Source organism: Enterobacter ludwigii, from assembly GCF_001750725.1.
GTDB lineage: Bacteria > Pseudomonadota > Gammaproteobacteria > Enterobacterales > Enterobacteriaceae > Enterobacter > Enterobacter ludwigii.
Window position 1 is genome coordinate 4459916 of sequence record NZ_CP017279.1, and the last position, 13522, is coordinate 4473437.

Annotated in this window: 18 protein-coding genes and 1 pseudogene; 4 read left to right on the top strand and 15 right to left on the bottom strand. The window is 55.2% G+C overall.

Annotation, left to right across the window (positions count from 1 at the left end; translation table 11 throughout):
• Nucleotides 1-110: 110 nt before the first annotated feature.
• Genes mltC through mutY form a run of 3 tightly spaced genes read right to left on the bottom strand, consistent with a single transcriptional unit; the run spans nucleotide 111 to nucleotide 2595 of the window.
• Nucleotides 111-1187, bottom strand: a complete 1077-nt coding sequence (gene mltC, locus BH714_RS20960; RefSeq protein ID WP_025203253.1) for a membrane-bound lytic murein transglycosylase MltC — start codon at nucleotides 1185-1187, stop codon at nucleotides 111-113.
• 56 nt (nucleotides 1188-1243) lie between these two features.
• Complete coding sequence (locus tag BH714_RS20965; protein WP_032678953.1) at nucleotides 1244-1516, bottom strand: oxidative damage protection protein; 273 nt, start codon at nucleotides 1514-1516, stop codon at nucleotides 1244-1246.
• A 26-nt stretch (nucleotides 1517-1542) separates the two neighbouring features.
• On the bottom strand, nucleotides 1543-2595 hold the full coding sequence (gene mutY / locus BH714_RS20970; protein ID WP_169745948.1) for an A/G-specific adenine glycosylase: 1053 nt from the start codon (nucleotides 2593-2595) through the stop codon (nucleotides 1543-1545).
• 144 nt (nucleotides 2596-2739) lie between these two features.
• Here mutY and trmB point away from each other — a divergent pair, with 144 nt between their 5' ends.
• From trmB to BH714_RS20985, 3 genes are read left to right on the top strand one after another with little or no spacing between them, the layout of a single operon-like run.
• Nucleotides 2740-3459, top strand: a complete 720-nt coding sequence (trmB, locus tag BH714_RS20975) for a tRNA (guanosine(46)-N7)-methyltransferase TrmB (protein ID WP_020883687.1) — start codon at nucleotides 2740-2742, stop codon at nucleotides 3457-3459.
• Complete coding sequence (locus BH714_RS20980) at nucleotides 3459-3785, top strand: YggL family protein (RefSeq protein WP_020883688.1); 327 nt, start codon at nucleotides 3459-3461, stop codon at nucleotides 3783-3785. Before trmB ends, BH714_RS20980 begins: the two co-directional genes overlap by 1 nt.
• Nucleotides 3786-3841: 56 nt before the next feature.
• Nucleotides 3842-4558, top strand: a complete 717-nt coding sequence (locus BH714_RS20985) for a YggN family protein (protein WP_040018846.1) — start codon at nucleotides 3842-3844, stop codon at nucleotides 4556-4558.
• Between the two features lie 61 nt (nucleotides 4559-4619).
• Here BH714_RS20985 and BH714_RS20990 read toward each other — a convergent pair whose 3' ends face one another.
• The 6 genes from BH714_RS20990 to BH714_RS21015 all read right to left on the bottom strand — a co-directional run bounded on the left by BH714_RS20990 (nucleotide 4620) and on the right by BH714_RS21015 (nucleotide 8360).
• Nucleotides 4620-4982 (bottom strand): endonuclease domain-containing protein, encoded by a 363-nt coding sequence (locus tag BH714_RS20990; protein WP_040018847.1) that lies wholly within the window; start codon nucleotides 4980-4982, stop codon nucleotides 4620-4622.
• A 63-nt stretch (nucleotides 4983-5045) separates the two neighbouring features.
• Nucleotides 5046-6188 carry a radical SAM family heme chaperone HemW gene (gene hemW / locus BH714_RS20995; RefSeq protein ID WP_014171573.1) on the bottom strand — a complete coding sequence of 381 codons (1143 nt, stop codon included), beginning with the start codon at nucleotides 6186-6188 and terminating at the stop codon, nucleotides 5046-5048.
• Nucleotides 6181-6774, bottom strand: coding sequence for an XTP/dITP diphosphatase (locus tag BH714_RS21000; protein ID WP_040018848.1), 594 nt, complete (start codon nucleotides 6772-6774; stop codon nucleotides 6181-6183). Before BH714_RS21000 ends, hemW begins: the two co-directional genes overlap by 8 nt.
• Before the next feature lie 3 nt (nucleotides 6775-6777).
• Nucleotides 6778-7074, bottom strand: coding sequence for a DUF167 family protein YggU (gene yggU, locus BH714_RS21005; protein WP_014885193.1), 297 nt, complete (start codon nucleotides 7072-7074; stop codon nucleotides 6778-6780).
• Entirely contained in the window at nucleotides 7071-7637 is a 567-nt protein-coding gene (locus BH714_RS21010; RefSeq protein ID WP_014171570.1) for a YggT family protein, read from the bottom strand. Before BH714_RS21010 ends, yggU begins: the two co-directional genes overlap by 4 nt.
• A gap of 21 nt (nucleotides 7638-7658) precedes the next feature.
• Entirely contained in the window at nucleotides 7659-8360 is a 702-nt protein-coding gene (locus BH714_RS21015) for a YggS family pyridoxal phosphate-dependent enzyme (RefSeq protein WP_040018849.1), read from the bottom strand.
• Nucleotides 8361-8377: 17 nt separating this feature from the next.
• On the opposite strand from BH714_RS21015, the pseudogene BH714_RS21020 reads away from it, so the two are divergent.
• Nucleotides 8378-9403, top strand: a pseudogene (locus BH714_RS21020) (type IV pilus twitching motility protein PilT).
• Here the strand turns inward: BH714_RS21020 and ruvX are convergent.
• From ruvX to BH714_RS21050, 6 genes are all read right to left on the bottom strand, one after another.
• On the bottom strand, nucleotides 9369-9785 hold the full coding sequence (gene ruvX / locus BH714_RS21025; RefSeq protein ID WP_014171567.1) for a Holliday junction resolvase RuvX: 417 nt from the start codon (nucleotides 9783-9785) through the stop codon (nucleotides 9369-9371). The pseudogene BH714_RS21020 and the gene ruvX sit on opposite strands and share 35 nt — an antisense overlap.
• Nucleotides 9785-10345: a YqgE/AlgH family protein gene (locus BH714_RS21030; RefSeq protein ID WP_020883695.1), complete on the bottom strand. Its 561-nt coding sequence runs from the start codon at nucleotides 10343-10345 to the stop codon at nucleotides 9785-9787. The genes ruvX and BH714_RS21030 overlap by 1 nt, the downstream gene beginning before the upstream one ends.
• An 86-nt stretch (nucleotides 10346-10431) precedes the next feature.
• Nucleotides 10432-11379: a glutathione synthase gene (gene gshB, locus BH714_RS21035; RefSeq protein ID WP_020883696.1), complete on the bottom strand. Its 948-nt coding sequence runs from the start codon at nucleotides 11377-11379 to the stop codon at nucleotides 10432-10434.
• A 39-nt stretch (nucleotides 11380-11418) separates the two neighbouring features.
• The gene (rsmE, locus tag BH714_RS21040) at nucleotides 11419-12150 is read right to left on the bottom strand and encodes a 16S rRNA (uracil(1498)-N(3))-methyltransferase (RefSeq protein ID WP_020883697.1); all 732 of its coding nucleotides are present in this window, start codon (nucleotides 12148-12150) and stop codon (nucleotides 11419-11421) included.
• 52 nt (nucleotides 12151-12202) lie between these two features.
• On the bottom strand, nucleotides 12203-12910 hold the full coding sequence (gene endA, locus BH714_RS21045) for a deoxyribonuclease I (protein WP_020883698.1): 708 nt from the start codon (nucleotides 12908-12910) through the stop codon (nucleotides 12203-12205).
• A 94-nt stretch (nucleotides 12911-13004) separates the two neighbouring features.
• Complete coding sequence (locus BH714_RS21050; protein WP_032670169.1) at nucleotides 13005-13502, bottom strand: SprT family zinc-dependent metalloprotease; 498 nt, start codon at nucleotides 13500-13502, stop codon at nucleotides 13005-13007.
• Nucleotides 13503-13522: the final 20 nt, after the last annotated feature.

Sequence of the window (13522 nt, forward strand, 5' to 3'; positions counted from 1 at the left end):
AGTTTGGATTGTGATGCAAATAACATTTTCGTATGGGTGGGAGCGGGGAAGGTGCGGTCTGATGCCCTCACCCTGGCCCTCTCCCACAGGAAGAGGGCAGGGTAAAGGGTTTAGCGTCGACGGTAGTTTTTTTGCGCCGTGTTCACTTTATACAGATAACGACGCGATTCCGCAGACGGGTGTCGGGTGGTGAGCGTGGAATAGACATCCCCCGGCGCCATACTGTTGATGATATTCGCCGCCTGCACTTTGTCACTCGAGAAGACGCGCAGGACGCTGCCCGCACCGCCGTTATACGCGGTGATCACCGCATAGCGACGTGATGTCGGGTTATCAATCCCGCCCAGGTAGACATTGTTGAGCATCGCCAGGTAGGCGGTACCGGTATCAATGTTGCTTTGCGGATCGAACAGATAACTGCGGCTCGGCGTACCGGATTTACCCTGAGCGCGGAAGACGTCTTTACCTGCGCTGTGCTGCACGACCTGCATCAGTCCCAGCGCGTCGGAACGGCTTACCGCGTACGGGTTAAACGACGATTCGGTCTGCATGATCGCCAGGATCAGCGACTCATCCACGCCGTACTTACGCGAGGCCTGACGCACCATGCCAATGTACTTATGCGCACGTTTGTCGAGGTGGTTCGGCACGAGGTTAATGGTGACGCTGTAGATGATCTTCAGGCCGTTAGAGCGGCTTTTCAGGCGCGTCTGCAGCAGATAATCGGCAAATTTTGTGGCACGCCCTTCCCAGCGAATGGCCTGTCCGGTCTGATCGACAACCTGGCCGTACAGGAACGGTTCTTTGGAGATGGTGATGTCATCGGCGTCGGAGTAGAGATCGATTGAGCCTGGATCGTCACCCATCAGCAAGGTTTTCACGATCGCCTGGCGTAACCGTGCGGCAGGTTCGGTGCCTGCGATGGTTTCAACCGTGATAGTCCCCTCATCAAAGTTGATGTGGCTACGGGTCTGATAGGCGTCGGTGTACTTAACGTAGTCCTTAGGTCCGGCAATAAGAACTTCGTTAAATCCCCATATATTTTCGATGTTATGGGCAAACTGCCCCATCAAAATGTCAAAACCGTTAGTGTCCTTTATCCAGGCTTCGTTGTAATCATCGCCTTTTTTGGAAGAACAAGAGACAAGCAACGGCGCAACAAGGGCTAGCGCTAAAAATTTTTTCATCATTCCGGGAGTGCGTGTTGTGTTTGCTTGTACGGCGGAGTTGCCCCCGCACGCTGTTATTGTTCCGGTGGCGTATAGCCTTCGATGTGGACGTCTTTGCCTTCGAACAGGAAGTTCACCATCTCCTGCTCAAGCAGTTTGCGGTGCTCCGGGTTCATCATGCTGAGTTTCTTCTCGTTGATCAGCATGGTCTGTTTTTTCTGCCACTGTCCCCAGGCTTCTTTGGAAATTTCGTTATAGATGCGCTTACCCAGTTCGCCCGGATAAAGCTGGAAATCCTGGCCTTCAGCGTCACGCTGCAGGAAAGTACAAAAAATAGTTCTGGCCATACTCATTCCTCTGTTGGTGGCTGATGCTAAACCATTGCACCGGCACGTAATTGCTGTAACAGGCGCTCCACGGGAGCCGCCAGCCCGACTGATGGCGGTTGCGCTAAGTTATACCAGAGAGCCGTTCCTTCATCCATGCAGGCGGTGATTGAGGACACGGGAAGCCACATCGGTACAATATCCAGATGGAAATGGCTAAAGGTATGACGAAACGCGGTCAGCTGCGTCAGGTTATCGGCAGCGATGCCGCGCTGTTTAAGCCATTCCCGTAACAATTCTTCATCTTCAAACTGTGGGAAGCAGTATAGACCACCCCACAGGCCGCTCGGCGGCCGCTGCGCCAGAAAGACGCCTTCGCCATGCTGCATCAACAGCATGTAGCCGGTGCGCTCTGGCAGCGTCTGCTTTGGCTTTTTGCCCGGATACTGCGCCCATGCGTGGTTCGCATAAGCCACGCAGAGATTATTGACCGGGCAAAGTTCGCATTTCGGTTTTGATCGCGTGCAGACCATGGCCCCCAGGTCCATCATCGCCTGGTTAAAGCGCTCCACGCCTTTTGCCGGGGTAACCGCTTCGCTGATCTCCCACAGCCGTTTTTCGACCTCTTTTTTTCCCGGCCAGCCGTCAACGGCATAGCATCGTGCGAGGACGCGCTTCACGTTGCCGTCGAGGATCGGGAAATGTTTACCTAAAGACAGGGAGAGGATTGCGCCAGCGGTTGAACGTCCGACGCCGGGCAAATCGGCCACTTCATCGAAGGTTTCCGGAAATGTGCCGTGGTGTCGGGTCGCCACCTGCTGCGCGGCTTTATGCAAATTGCGCGCACGGGCGTAGTAACCGAGACCGGTCCACAGGTGCAGCACCTCGTCTAATGGCGCATTGGCCAGGTCGGTCACCGTTGGGAAACGTGCCATAAAGCGCTCGAAGTAAGGAATCACCGTAGCGACCTGCGTTTGTTGCAACATCACTTCGGAGAGCCATACTTTGTAAGGCGTTTTTTCAATTTGCCAGGGCAGGGTTTTACGCCCGTATTTGTCGTACCAGTCCAGCACCTGGGCTGAAAATTGAGAGGCTTGCATGGTCATCGATTCGCATAATCAGGGACGCCGATTGCAGCACAGCGTCAATCTGCTGTAAACCGGATCTTTCCCATGCTTGCATAGAAGCCTTAACTTTGGATAATGCCCGTTTCCCGAACATTCTCACAAGCAGACAACTCTTTTATGAAAAACGACGTCATTTCACCGGAATTTGATGAAAACGGTCGCCCGCTGCGCCGTATTCGCAGCTTTGTCCGCCGTCAGGGTCGCCTGACCAAAGGGCAGCAACATGCGCTGGACAACTACTGGCCGGTGATGGGCGTTGAGTTCAGCGAGCAGCCTCTGGACTTTACCGAGCTGTTTGGCCGCGACGCGCCGGTAACACTGGAGATTGGCTTCGGTATGGGGTCTTCACTGGTTACCATGGCCCACGCGCGCCCGGAGCAAAATTTCCTCGGCATTGAGGTGCACTCACCAGGCGTAGGCGCATGTCTGGCAACGGCTCATGAAGAGGGCGTTGAGAACCTGCGCGTTATGTGTCACGACGCGGTTGAAGTGCTGCACAAAATGATTCCTGACAATTCTTTGACCATGGTTCAGCTCTTTTTCCCTGACCCGTGGCACAAAGCACGGCATAATAAACGCCGTATCGTTCAGGCGCCGTTTGCTGAGCTGGTAAAAAGTAAGCTGAAACTGGGCGGTGTCTTCCATATGGCGACCGACTGGGAACCTTATGCGGAACATATGCTGGAAGTCATGTCGTCTCTGGACGGGTATAAAAACCAGTCTGCAAGCAACGACTATGTACCGCGTCCGGATTCACGTCCGGTGACAAAATTTGAACAGCGTGGCCATCGTCTTGGTCACGGCGTATGGGACTTAATGTTCGAGAGGGTGAAATAATGGCAAAGAATCGTAGCCGTCGTCTGCGTAAAAAAATGCACATCGAAGAATTCCAGGAAGTGGGCTTCTCCGTTGCGTGGCGTTTCCCGGAAGGCACCAGTGTAGACCAGATCGATCAGGACGTAGATGCGTTCATTAATGAAGTGATCGAGCCAAACAAGCTGGCCTTTGATGGTAGCGGTTACCTGGCATGGGAAGGTCTGATCTGCACCCAGGAAGTCGGTAAATGCACCGAAGAACATCAGGCGCTTGTGCGCAAATGGCTTGAAGACCACAAACTGGAAGATGTCCGCGTCAGCGAACTTTTTGACGTTTGGTGGGACTAATTAAGCAGTAAGGGGCCAGCATTAGCTGGCCCATTTTGTCTGAGGGAGTGTTTAAGATGCGCAAAACGTTGCTGGCTGTTGCCTTAATGGCAACCGGATTCACCGCTCATGCGGAGTATAAATGTAGCGTCACCCCGCGTGATGACGTGGTGTTAAGCCCGCAAACCGTGCAGGTCAAAGGCGAGAACGGCCATCTGGTGATTACGCCGGACGGGAACGTCACATTTAACGGTAAACAGTACAACCTGACCCCCGCTCAGCGTGAGCAGGCGAAAGACTACCAGGCCGATTTGCGTACCGCGCTGCCGTGGATTGATGAAGGTGCCCTGACGCGCGTAGAGAAGAGCCGCGTCGCGCTGGATAAGATCATCACCAAAGAGGTGGGAGAGAGCAGTAACATGCGCACCCGCCTGACGAAGCTCGACAAACAGCTGAAAGAGCAGATGAACCGCATTATTGAGCATCGCGCCGACGGCCTGACGTTCCATTACAAGGCAATCGATCAGGTTCGTGCCGACGGTCAGCAGCTGGTGAACCAGGCAATGGGTGGCATCCTGCAGGACAGCATTAACGAGATGGGGGCTAAAGCGGTGCTGAAAGGCGGCGGTAACCCACTGCAGGGCGTGCTCGGTAGCCTGGGCGGTCTGCAGACCTCGATTCAGAACGAGTGGAAGAACCAGGAAGACGATTTCCAGCAGTTCGGCAAAGACGTCTGTAAGCGCGTAGTGTCGCTGGAAGATAGCCGCAAGGCGCTGGTGGGAACGCTGAAGTAATTTCCCCTCACCCTAAACCTCTCCCCAAAGGGGCGAGGGGATGGTTTGCGCCCTTTCCCTTTTAGAGAGAAGGCCGGGGTGAGGGTTGCAGCATTTGCAGTGTTTCAAGGATCTTTTCTAACACCGCTTCTTCGTTATTCCAGAGTTCGTTGTTCCAAAATCGAATGACATACCAGCCTTTCTCGTTAAGCCAGCACGTTCTTTGACGATCGTATTCCTGCTTTTCATCATGTTGCCCGCCATCCAGTTCAATAGCCAGATGAGCCGCGCAGCAGGCGAAATCCAGAATGTAGTAATCTACAGGATGTTGTCGACGAAATTTATAATTTTCGAAACGGCGGCTGCGCAGTAGATACCAAAGCCGTCTTTCTTCTTTTGTCAGCTCCCGTCTGAGCTGTTTTGCATAAGTTCGAGTAATATCCATCCCCACACTCTGCCAGCCTTTCCCTCAGCCGGCAGAATGGGGTGCAAAATCCTGAATCAGCCTTCAGGAATCTTCTGCGAGGAACAACTCAAGCAGGGAGTTTAAAAACAGTTTGCCGTGCTCGGTGATCTGCCAGTAATCCTCACACTCGGTGAGATATCCCTGCGCCAGCGCCTCGTCAATCTGCGGACGAATCGTGGCTTCCGGCAATCCGGTATAACGCGCAAACTCCGCACGTGGTGCGGGTTCCAGCAAGCGGAAGCGGTTCATAAAGAACTCAAACGGTTTATCCGCCGCCTCAACATCATGCTGACGTTCAAGGTAGCGGCCTTCCATGTAACCACGCGGATGACGCGTTTTGGCGGTACGCAGGATGCGCCCGTCAGGGAAGGTTACTTTACCGTGTGCGCCACAGCCAATCCCCAGATAATCACCAAAGCGCCAGTAGTTCAGGTTGTGCTGACACTGGTAACCCGGCTTCGCGTATGCGGAGGTTTCGTATTGCTGATAACCTGCCGCGGTCAAAAGCTGATGACCTTGCTCAAAGATATCCCACAGGGCGTCATCATCCGGCAGCACCGGCGGACGGGAACCAAACAGCGTGTTTGGCTCAATAGTCAGCTGATACCATGAGAGATGCGGTGGGTTAAGCGCGATCGCCTGACGCAGATCGTCCAGCGCTTCCTCCAGCGACTGGTCCGGCAGGCCGTGCATCAAATCCAGGTTAAAGCTGCGCAGGCCTAAGCCAGTGGCCAGGTTTGCCGCGCGCTTTGCCTCTTCCGGGCCGTGAATGCGTCCCAGACGTTTCAGCTTCGGCTCGCTAAAGCTCTGGACACCGATCGAGATGCGGTTTACGCCTGCACGTTGATAATCGACAAAACGGTCGGCTTCAACGGTGCCGGGGTTGGCTTCCATTGTTATTTCAGCATCCGCGGCCAGGTTCAGGCGCGCACGCACGCCGTCCAGCAGCGTTTGCATCGCCGGGCCAGAAAGCAGGCTCGGCGTACCGCCACCAATGAAAATGGTCTTAACTTCACGTCCCTGTGCGTAAGGTACATCGGCATCGAGGTCGGCCAGCAGATGCGCAACGTAGTCATCATGCGGCACTTCACCTTTCAGCGCGTGCGAGTTGAAATCGCAGTACGGGCATTTCTGCACGCACCACGGGATGTGAATATAAAGACTCAGAGGCGGCAAATTAGCCATTACGCAGTGCTTCCAGTAACAGTTTCAGGGCGCGTCCACGGTGGGAAATCGCGCTTTTCTCTTCGCGGGACAGTTCCGCAGCGGTTTTGCCCTCAGACGGGACAAAGAAAATCGGGTCGTAGCCAAAGCCACCACTGCCTGCCGCTTCACGGGTAATCACACCCGGCCAGCTGCCGTGGCAGACGACTGGCGTAGGGTCTTCGGCATGACGCAGATAGACCAGTACGCAGTGGAACTGAGCCTGGCGTTTATCATCTGGCACGTCTTTCAGCGCGACAAGCAGCTTTTCCAGATTCTGCTGGTCGGTGGCATCGATGCCTGAATAGCGTGCGGAGTAGATACCCGGCGCACCGCCAAGGGCATCTACCGCCAGACCGGAGTCGTCGGCAATCGCGGGCAAACCGGTAATCTGTGCGGCATGGCGCGCTTTCAGGATCGCGTTTTCGATAAACGTCAGCCCTGTCTCTTCAGCGGACTCCACACCCAGTTCGGTCTGTGCAACGACATCCAGTCCAAAATCATTTAATAGCGAGGCCAGCTCGCGCACTTTACCGGCGTTACCGGTAGCGAGAACAACTTTCTGCATGGTTTAATCCTGCTCTGTCAGCGCCGCGACTTCCGTCGGGATAGATTGCGGGTTAAGAATTTTTACCTGTTTATGCCGCCCAAGTTCACCTTTCTCGATGATCACCTGGCTTTTGGCGACACGAAACTGTTTTGCCAGATATTTGGTCAGATGCGCATTCGCCTGGCCATCAACCGGTGGGGCAGTGATGGCGACTTTTAGCTCGTCGCCATGCAGTCCAACAATACTGTCACGGCTGGCTTTCGGCTGAATATACAGCCGTAAAACCAGCCCGTCAGCGCAGGTGCTCACTGCACTCATAGCGCCATCCACAGCCCCGGCAGCAGCATATCGCCCGTGGACTGTAACAGCTCAGCGATCCCCATATTCACGACGTACAGCAGCAGAACCAGGATCATCGGAGAGAAATCGATGCCGCCCATAGACGGAAGCAGGTTACGGATTGGACGCAGCAGCGGTTCAGCCAGCTGAATTAACGCGTACTCCACCGGACTACGGCCCTGGCTTACCCAGCTCATGATCGCCATGACCAGCAGCACCCAGAAGATCAGCAGACCGACGGTTTTTATCAGGATCAGAACGGCGGCAATCCAGATTATCGGCTGGAAGGTGATAACCATAAACAGCACAATCGCTTTGATCACGCTCAGAATAAACGCGACCAGCAGAGAAGCACTGTCAATGGGGCCCATCGCCGGAATGACGCGACGCAGCGGTCCTACGATAGGTTGCGTGATTTTCACGACAAACTGCGAGAACGGATTGTAAAAATCACAGCGGGCCCACTGCATCCAGACGCGCAGTAACAGCGCCATCGTATACAGCTCAATGACCGTTGAAAGCAGGAAAGTCAACGTCTTCATGGCGTTCCTCAGGTTTCCTTATTATTGGGTGTAATCGCGCGCACCGAAAATTGCTGTGCCGATGCGCACCATAGTGCTGCCTGCCGCGATGGCGGCTTCCATATCATCCGACATGCCCAGAGAAAGCGTGTCTACCGTTTCATAGCGCCCTTTAAGCGCCTCAAATGCTACAGCCATTTGCTGTGCCACGGCAAACTGCCTTTCATAACTTGACTCCGGTGCAGGGATGGCCATTAACCCGCGCAGGGTTAAGCGCGGCAGTGCCGCGACATCTGCTGCCAGCGCATCCAGTTCTTCCAGCGCAATACCGGACTTGCTGTTTTCGTCACTGATGTTGACCTGAATCAGCACATTCAGCGGCGGTAACGCTTCAGGGCGCTGGTCGTTCAGGCGCGAAGCAATACGCAAACGGTCAATGGTATGGCACCAGTCGAAATGTTCAGCGACCAGACGGCTTTTGTTCGACTGCAAGGGGCCAATAAAGTGCCATTGCAGATCCGTCTTCCCCTGTTCCTGGAAGAAGCGAATTTTATCCACGCCCTCCTGCACGTAGTTTTCACCAAACGCATGCTGACCCGCCTCAATCGCATCTGCGATGGCGCTCGCAGGCTTGGTTTTACTCACTGCAAGTAACGTAATTTCTTCTGAAGCACGGCCGCAACGTGTTGCTGCAGCTGAGATTTTGTCCCGGACCTGTGCCAGGTTGTGCGCAATGTCGTTCATTTTCCGAGGAGTATTGTATGGATGTGGAAGAAATTGTGGCCCTTAGTGTAAAGCATAATGTCTCCGATCTACACCTGTGCAGTGATTCGCCACCGCGCTGGCGCAGATCAGGTCGTCTTGAACCCGCACCGTTTCCGCCTCCCGAAGTCGATACGCTATTAAAAGCGTGGCTCAACGATGAACAGCAGGGAACGTGGTGGGCGAACGGGCAGGTGGATTTTGCCGTCACCCTGGCGGGCAACCAGCGCCTGCGCGGAAGCGCGTTTAAACAGACAAGCGGCGTCTCAATGACGCTGCGGCTGTTGCCCGGGGTCTGCCCGCAACTCCCCGCGTTGGGGGTGCCCCGGGTTGTTCCTGAGCTGTTATCCAGTGACAACGGGTTGATCCTGGTCACCGGGGCAACCGGCAGCGGTTAGTCCACTACGCTGGCAGCGATGGTAGATTTTCTTAATCACCATACTGACGGGCATATTCTGACGCTCGAAGACCCGGTGGAGTTTCTGTACCAGAGCGAACGTTGCCTGATCCAGCAGCGCGAGATTGGCCAACACAGCCCGTCATTTGCCGACGCGCTGCGCGGGGCGTTACGCCAGGATCCTGATGTCATACTGCTGGGTGAGCTGCGCGACAGTGAAACAATCCGCCTCGCGCTGACGGCGGCGGAAACCGGACATCTGGTGCTCGCGACACTGCATACCCGCGGGGCAGCGCAGGCGATTGAGCGGCTGGTCGATACGTTTCCGGCGCAGGAGAAAGAGCCGGTGCGCAATCAGCTGGCCGGCAGCCTGCGGGCGGTGCTGGCGCAAAAGCTCCTCCCCGATGCGCAGGGCGGGCGCGTGGCGCTTTATGAGCTGCTGGTGAATACTCCGGCGGCGGCGAATCTCATTCGCGAAGGAAAAACGTGGCAATTGCCCGGTATTATTCAAACCGGCCAGCAGGCGGGGATGCAGAACTTTGACCAGAGCCTGGCTGAAAGACGGGCGCAGGGGCAACTCCAGGCCCCGGCGCTCAATAACCCTGTTCGAAATAGCTTTCGAGAATGATGACAGCAGACGCGGAGTCAACGCTGCCTTTGTTGAGAGCCCTGAAGCCGCCGTGTTCAAAAAGACCTGCGCGTGCTTCAACGGTGCTCAGACGCTCGTCGTGGAGCTTCACGGAGACGCCAAAGCGGCCATGGATTTTATTGGCGAACTTACGCGCTCGGGCGGTAAGCGGTTGTTCAGTGCCATCCATGTTCAGCGGTAACCCAACGATGACGTCATCCGGCTGCCACTCTTTTAGCAGGCGCTCGATGAGGTTCCAGTCCGGTGTGCCGTCACTGGCCTTCAGAGCCGTGAGCGGGCGTGCGGTACCCGTGATTCGCTGACCCACGGCGACGCCTATGCTTTTGGTGCCAAAATCGAAGGCCAGAAGTGTTCCGCTCATCAGGCATGCCCCGCTACGCCAGGCATAGTCAGGATATCAATGCCGATCAGTTTCGCGGCGTCACGCCAGCGATCGGCAATAGGGGTTTTAAACAGAATGTTCATGTCCGCAGGCGCGGTCAGCCAGGCGTTATCGAGGATCTCTTGCTCAAGCTGGCCTTTCTCCCAGGAAGAGTAGCCCAGGGCCACCAGCACTTCCGACGGCTGCTCAGCGGTACCCAGCGTTTCGAGCACGTCGCGAGAGGTCGTAATGACGGTGTTGTCAGAGATGCGAATACTGGAAGAGAAGACCGGCGGTGTATGCAGGATAAAACCGCGATCCTCTGCGAGTGGCCCGCCCAGCATCACCGGTTTATCAAGCCTGATTTCCGGCAGACGCTCTTCAGCCGAAATTTTCAGCTTGTCCAGAATCCCTTCAACCTGCAGGTTTTCCAGCGGTTTGTTGATGATAATGCCCATCGCGCCGTCTTCATTGTATTCACAAATATAAACCACGGCGCGGCGAAAAATCGGATCCTGGAGAGCAGGCATGGCAATAAGAAAGTGATGCTGTAAATTCATTGTCAGAGGTACTGTTTCCTGGTTTAAAAAGCGACAGCCCCAGTATGCGGACAAACCGGGGTGCTGTCACTAATAGTATTGAAAGGTTATTTCTGTAAACGTTTCTCGATGGCGTCCATCAGCATTCCGGTGATCGAAATCGGGAATTCCGCTTCGATTTCACGAATACAGGTTGGGCTGGTCACGTTCACTTCGGTCAGGCGATCGCCGATGATATCCAGGCCGACAAAAATCAGGCCCTTGGCTTTCAGTGTCGGGCCAACGCGGCGGGCAATTTCCCAGTCGCTTTCACTTAACGGGCGCGGCTCACCGCGGCCACCGGCCGCCAGGTTACCGCGGGTTTCGCCGCCCTGCGGGATACGCGCGAGGCAATACGGCACCGGTTCACCATCCACCACCAGAACGCGTTTATCGCCATCTTTAATGGCCGGGAGGTAGTTTTGTGCCATGCAGTAACGCGTGCCCAGCTCGGTCAGCGTTTCGGCAATCACCCCAATATTCGGGTCGCTCTCCTTCACGCGGAAAATAGATGCGCCACCCATGCCGTCCAGCGGTTTCATGATGATGTCGCCGTGTTTCTGCCAGAACGCTTTCAGCTGTGCCTTGTTGCGGGTCACCAGCGTTTCAGGCGTCAGGTCAGAGAACCATGCGGTGTAGAGCTTCTCGTTACAGTCGCGCAGGCTCTGCGGTTTGTTGACGATCAGCGTTCCTTTCTCTTCCGCGCGCTCAAGGATATAGGTGCAGTAGATGTATTCGGTGTCGAACGGAGGATCTTTACGCATCAGAATGACATTGAGGTCGGCAAGGGCAATATCCTGCTCGGTGCCGAATTCATACCATTTGTCGTAATTCTGCTCGACGTTAACGATGCGGGTGCGTGCGCGGGCTTCACCGTTGATCAGGTAAAGATCGTTCATCTCCATGTAGTGGAGTTCATAGCCGCGACGCTGCGCTTCCAGCAGCATCGCGAAGCTGGAATCTTTCTTGATGTTAATGTTTGCGATGGGATCCATCACGATGCCGAGCTTGATCATTTTCATCTCCGTTAAAAGCCTGAGGGCTCAGGCTTAGCGTTAACCCAGATCGCCAAAACGCACCTGTAGCGCGGTAATGGCTGTGAGTGCCGTTGTCTCAGTACGCAGAACGCGAGGTCCCAACAGAATATCAGTAAACTGGTAACGCGCCGTCATGGCAATTTCGTCAGCGGACAAGCCGCCTTCCGGACCAATCAGCAGGCGAACACGTTCAACGGGTAGCGGCAGCGTATTGATGCTGGCGCTGGCGCGTGGATGGAGATTGAGCTTCAGCCCGCTTTCCTCTTCAGCACACCAGTCCTCCAGATCCATCGCCGGGCGGATCTCCGGAATACGGTTGCGGCCACTCTGTTCACAGGCAGCAATGGCAATTTTCTGCCACTGCTGGATCTTTTTATTCAGACGTTCCGCATCCAGTTTAACGCCACAGCGCTCAGAAAAAAGTGGCGTAATGAGGCTTACACCCAGTTCAATGGATTTCTGGATGGTGAACTCCATCTTTTCTCCGCGCGACATCACCTGTCCCAGGTGTATGTGCAGCGGAGATTCACGGTCATCCACTTCGCCGCGCAATATCGTTACATGCACGCTTTTTTTATCAGCACGCGTAATTTCCGCGTCGAAAACCTGATTAGAACCATCAAACAGCTGAATAGCTTGTCCTGCTCCCATGCGCAGTACGCGACCAACATGGTTGGCGGCATCGTCAGAGAGGGCAATTTCGCGGCCGACGGTAATCAGCTCAGGGTGGTAGATGCGAGGAATGCGCATAGTCAGAAATTCCATATGTCATGCGGTATAAGCGAATTGCCGCTAGTGTAGGTTAGCTCTTTTGCGCCTGGCAAGCCCGCTGGACGTAAGGGTTATGATTACCCTGAACTTTCGCGATGCGCGCGTCACGCTGGCATTCCCATTCCGTCACCGGATATTGCTTGTCCCATGCGTTGAACAGTTGCGTCTGCTGGCGGGAAAGGTTGAGGTCGTAACGGTCACGCATATAGAAATAGGTGCGGGCGATACTGCCGCGCGCGCGGGCCGGGGGCTCAGCGACTTTCTCTTTAAAATCAACCTTCATGCCGCACTGGCCGTACTGACCCTCTCCGCCGTTCCACTGGCTGTACATAAAGTTGCCGCGATCGCCATTCACCTCGCCAACCGCGGGTTGCAGGTTGTGCATATCGCTTTCCATCTGGCGATAGACCGGATCTTTGGCGCAATTTTTACGACCGCCATCCTGCCAGCACTGACGCTGGTGGCCAAACTGCCATGCCGGCACCACGTGTTCCCACTCGATGCGGCTGGCGCGGTTTTCATTCTTACGCACTTTATAGCCGCAGGATTCGAGATCAACGATCCCTTTTTTACCCTGCCAGTTAATCTTACAGCCGCAATAAAAATCACCGGGAACATCCGCGTTGACCTTTACGCCTGCCGCTTTTGCCTGGGAGAAACTGTTAATACCGTCGGCCAGAGCCTGGCCGGAGAGTGCTGTCGCCAGAAAAGCGACCGCGAGAGAAAAATTACGGGACATCTTACACTCCGTGTCAAAACGAGCCCGCAACGTAACGAATGTTGTTCCTGTATGCAATCAGTCAGATCAGGAAAGTTCCTGAAAGTTCAGTTGGTTATTCCGCGACCAGCGGTTCACCACATTTGACGCAACGGTAGGTGGCCTCGCCGCGCACCACGCGATTATGACGGCGGACGGTAAGCTGATGCTGCTGACACTGGCAGCGGTAGGGGAAGGTATTGCGGCGTACCGACTCAAGTTCAAACTGATGGGTTCTGCGTGCCGGAACGCCCAGCACGGCTTCCATCATCCACTTCCACTCTTTGCCGTGGGGTGCCACGCGGCCAAAGTGTTTCCATACCAGCAGGTGCGCCAGCTCGTGCGGCACCACTTCCTCAATAAAAGCCTGCTGATTTTCCAGCATCAGCACCGGGTTCAGACGGATCTCATAGGATTCGAGCCACGCCGTGCCCGCCGCCGTGCCACGCTGTTGGTAGACGAGTTTCGGCTCAGGGTAATTCCGGCCGAGTTTCAGGTTGGCCTGGGCGAGTTTTTCCCGCAGGCTGCGCATAACGGCTTGCTGAAGGGCGATGGGGAGACGGGGTGCTTTCATAGGGGCAGAGCATAAAGCGC

What these genes read in the sequence shown, in the direction of transcription:
- trmB (WP_020883687.1), top strand. Translation starts at nt 2,740, where the DNA reads ATGAAAAACGACGTCATTTCACCGGAATTTGATGAAAACGGTCGCCCG.
- BH714_RS20985 (WP_040018846.1), top strand. Translation starts at nt 3,842, where the DNA reads ATGCGCAAAACGTTGCTGGCTGTTGCCTTAATGGCAACCGGATTCACC.
- BH714_RS21015 (WP_040018849.1), bottom strand. Translation starts at nt 8,360, where the DNA reads ATGAACGACATTGCGCACAACCTGGCACAGGTCCGGGACAAAATCTCA.
- mutY (WP_169745948.1), bottom strand. Translation starts at nt 2,595, where the DNA reads ATGCAAGCCTCTCAATTTTCAGCCCAGGTGCTGGACTGGTACGACAAA.
- BH714_RS20990 (WP_040018847.1), bottom strand. Translation starts at nt 4,982, where the DNA reads ATGGATATTACTCGAACTTATGCAAAACAGCTCAGACGGGAGCTGACA.
- BH714_RS20965 (WP_032678953.1), bottom strand. Translation starts at nt 1,516, where the DNA reads ATGGCCAGAACTATTTTTTGTACTTTCCTGCAGCGTGACGCTGAAGGC.
- hemW (WP_014171573.1), bottom strand. Translation starts at nt 6,188, where the DNA reads ATGGCTAATTTGCCGCCTCTGAGTCTTTATATTCACATCCCGTGGTGC.
- BH714_RS21010 (WP_014171570.1), bottom strand. Translation starts at nt 7,637, where the DNA reads ATGAAGACGTTGACTTTCCTGCTTTCAACGGTCATTGAGCTGTATACG.
- ruvX (WP_014171567.1), bottom strand. Translation starts at nt 9,785, where the DNA reads ATGAGCGGAACACTTCTGGCCTTCGATTTTGGCACCAAAAGCATAGGC.
- endA (WP_020883698.1), bottom strand. Translation starts at nt 12,910, where the DNA reads ATGTCCCGTAATTTTTCTCTCGCGGTCGCTTTTCTGGCGACAGCACTC.
- BH714_RS21030 (WP_020883695.1), bottom strand. Translation starts at nt 10,345, where the DNA reads ATGAATTTACAGCATCACTTTCTTATTGCCATGCCTGCTCTCCAGGAT.
- rsmE (WP_020883697.1), bottom strand. Translation starts at nt 12,150, where the DNA reads ATGCGCATTCCTCGCATCTACCACCCTGAGCTGATTACCGTCGGCCGC.
- BH714_RS21050 (WP_032670169.1), bottom strand. Translation starts at nt 13,502, where the DNA reads ATGAAAGCACCCCGTCTCCCCATCGCCCTTCAGCAAGCCGTTATGCGC.
- BH714_RS20980 (WP_020883688.1), top strand. Translation starts at nt 3,459, where the DNA reads ATGGCAAAGAATCGTAGCCGTCGTCTGCGTAAAAAAATGCACATCGAA.
- mltC (WP_025203253.1), bottom strand. Translation starts at nt 1,187, where the DNA reads ATGAAAAAATTTTTAGCGCTAGCCCTTGTTGCGCCGTTGCTTGTCTCT.
- gshB (WP_020883696.1), bottom strand. Translation starts at nt 11,379, where the DNA reads ATGATCAAGCTCGGCATCGTGATGGATCCCATCGCAAACATTAACATC.
- yggU (WP_014885193.1), bottom strand. Translation starts at nt 7,074, where the DNA reads ATGAGTGCAGTGAGCACCTGCGCTGACGGGCTGGTTTTACGGCTGTAT.
- BH714_RS21000 (WP_040018848.1), bottom strand. Translation starts at nt 6,774, where the DNA reads ATGCAGAAAGTTGTTCTCGCTACCGGTAACGCCGGTAAAGTGCGCGAG.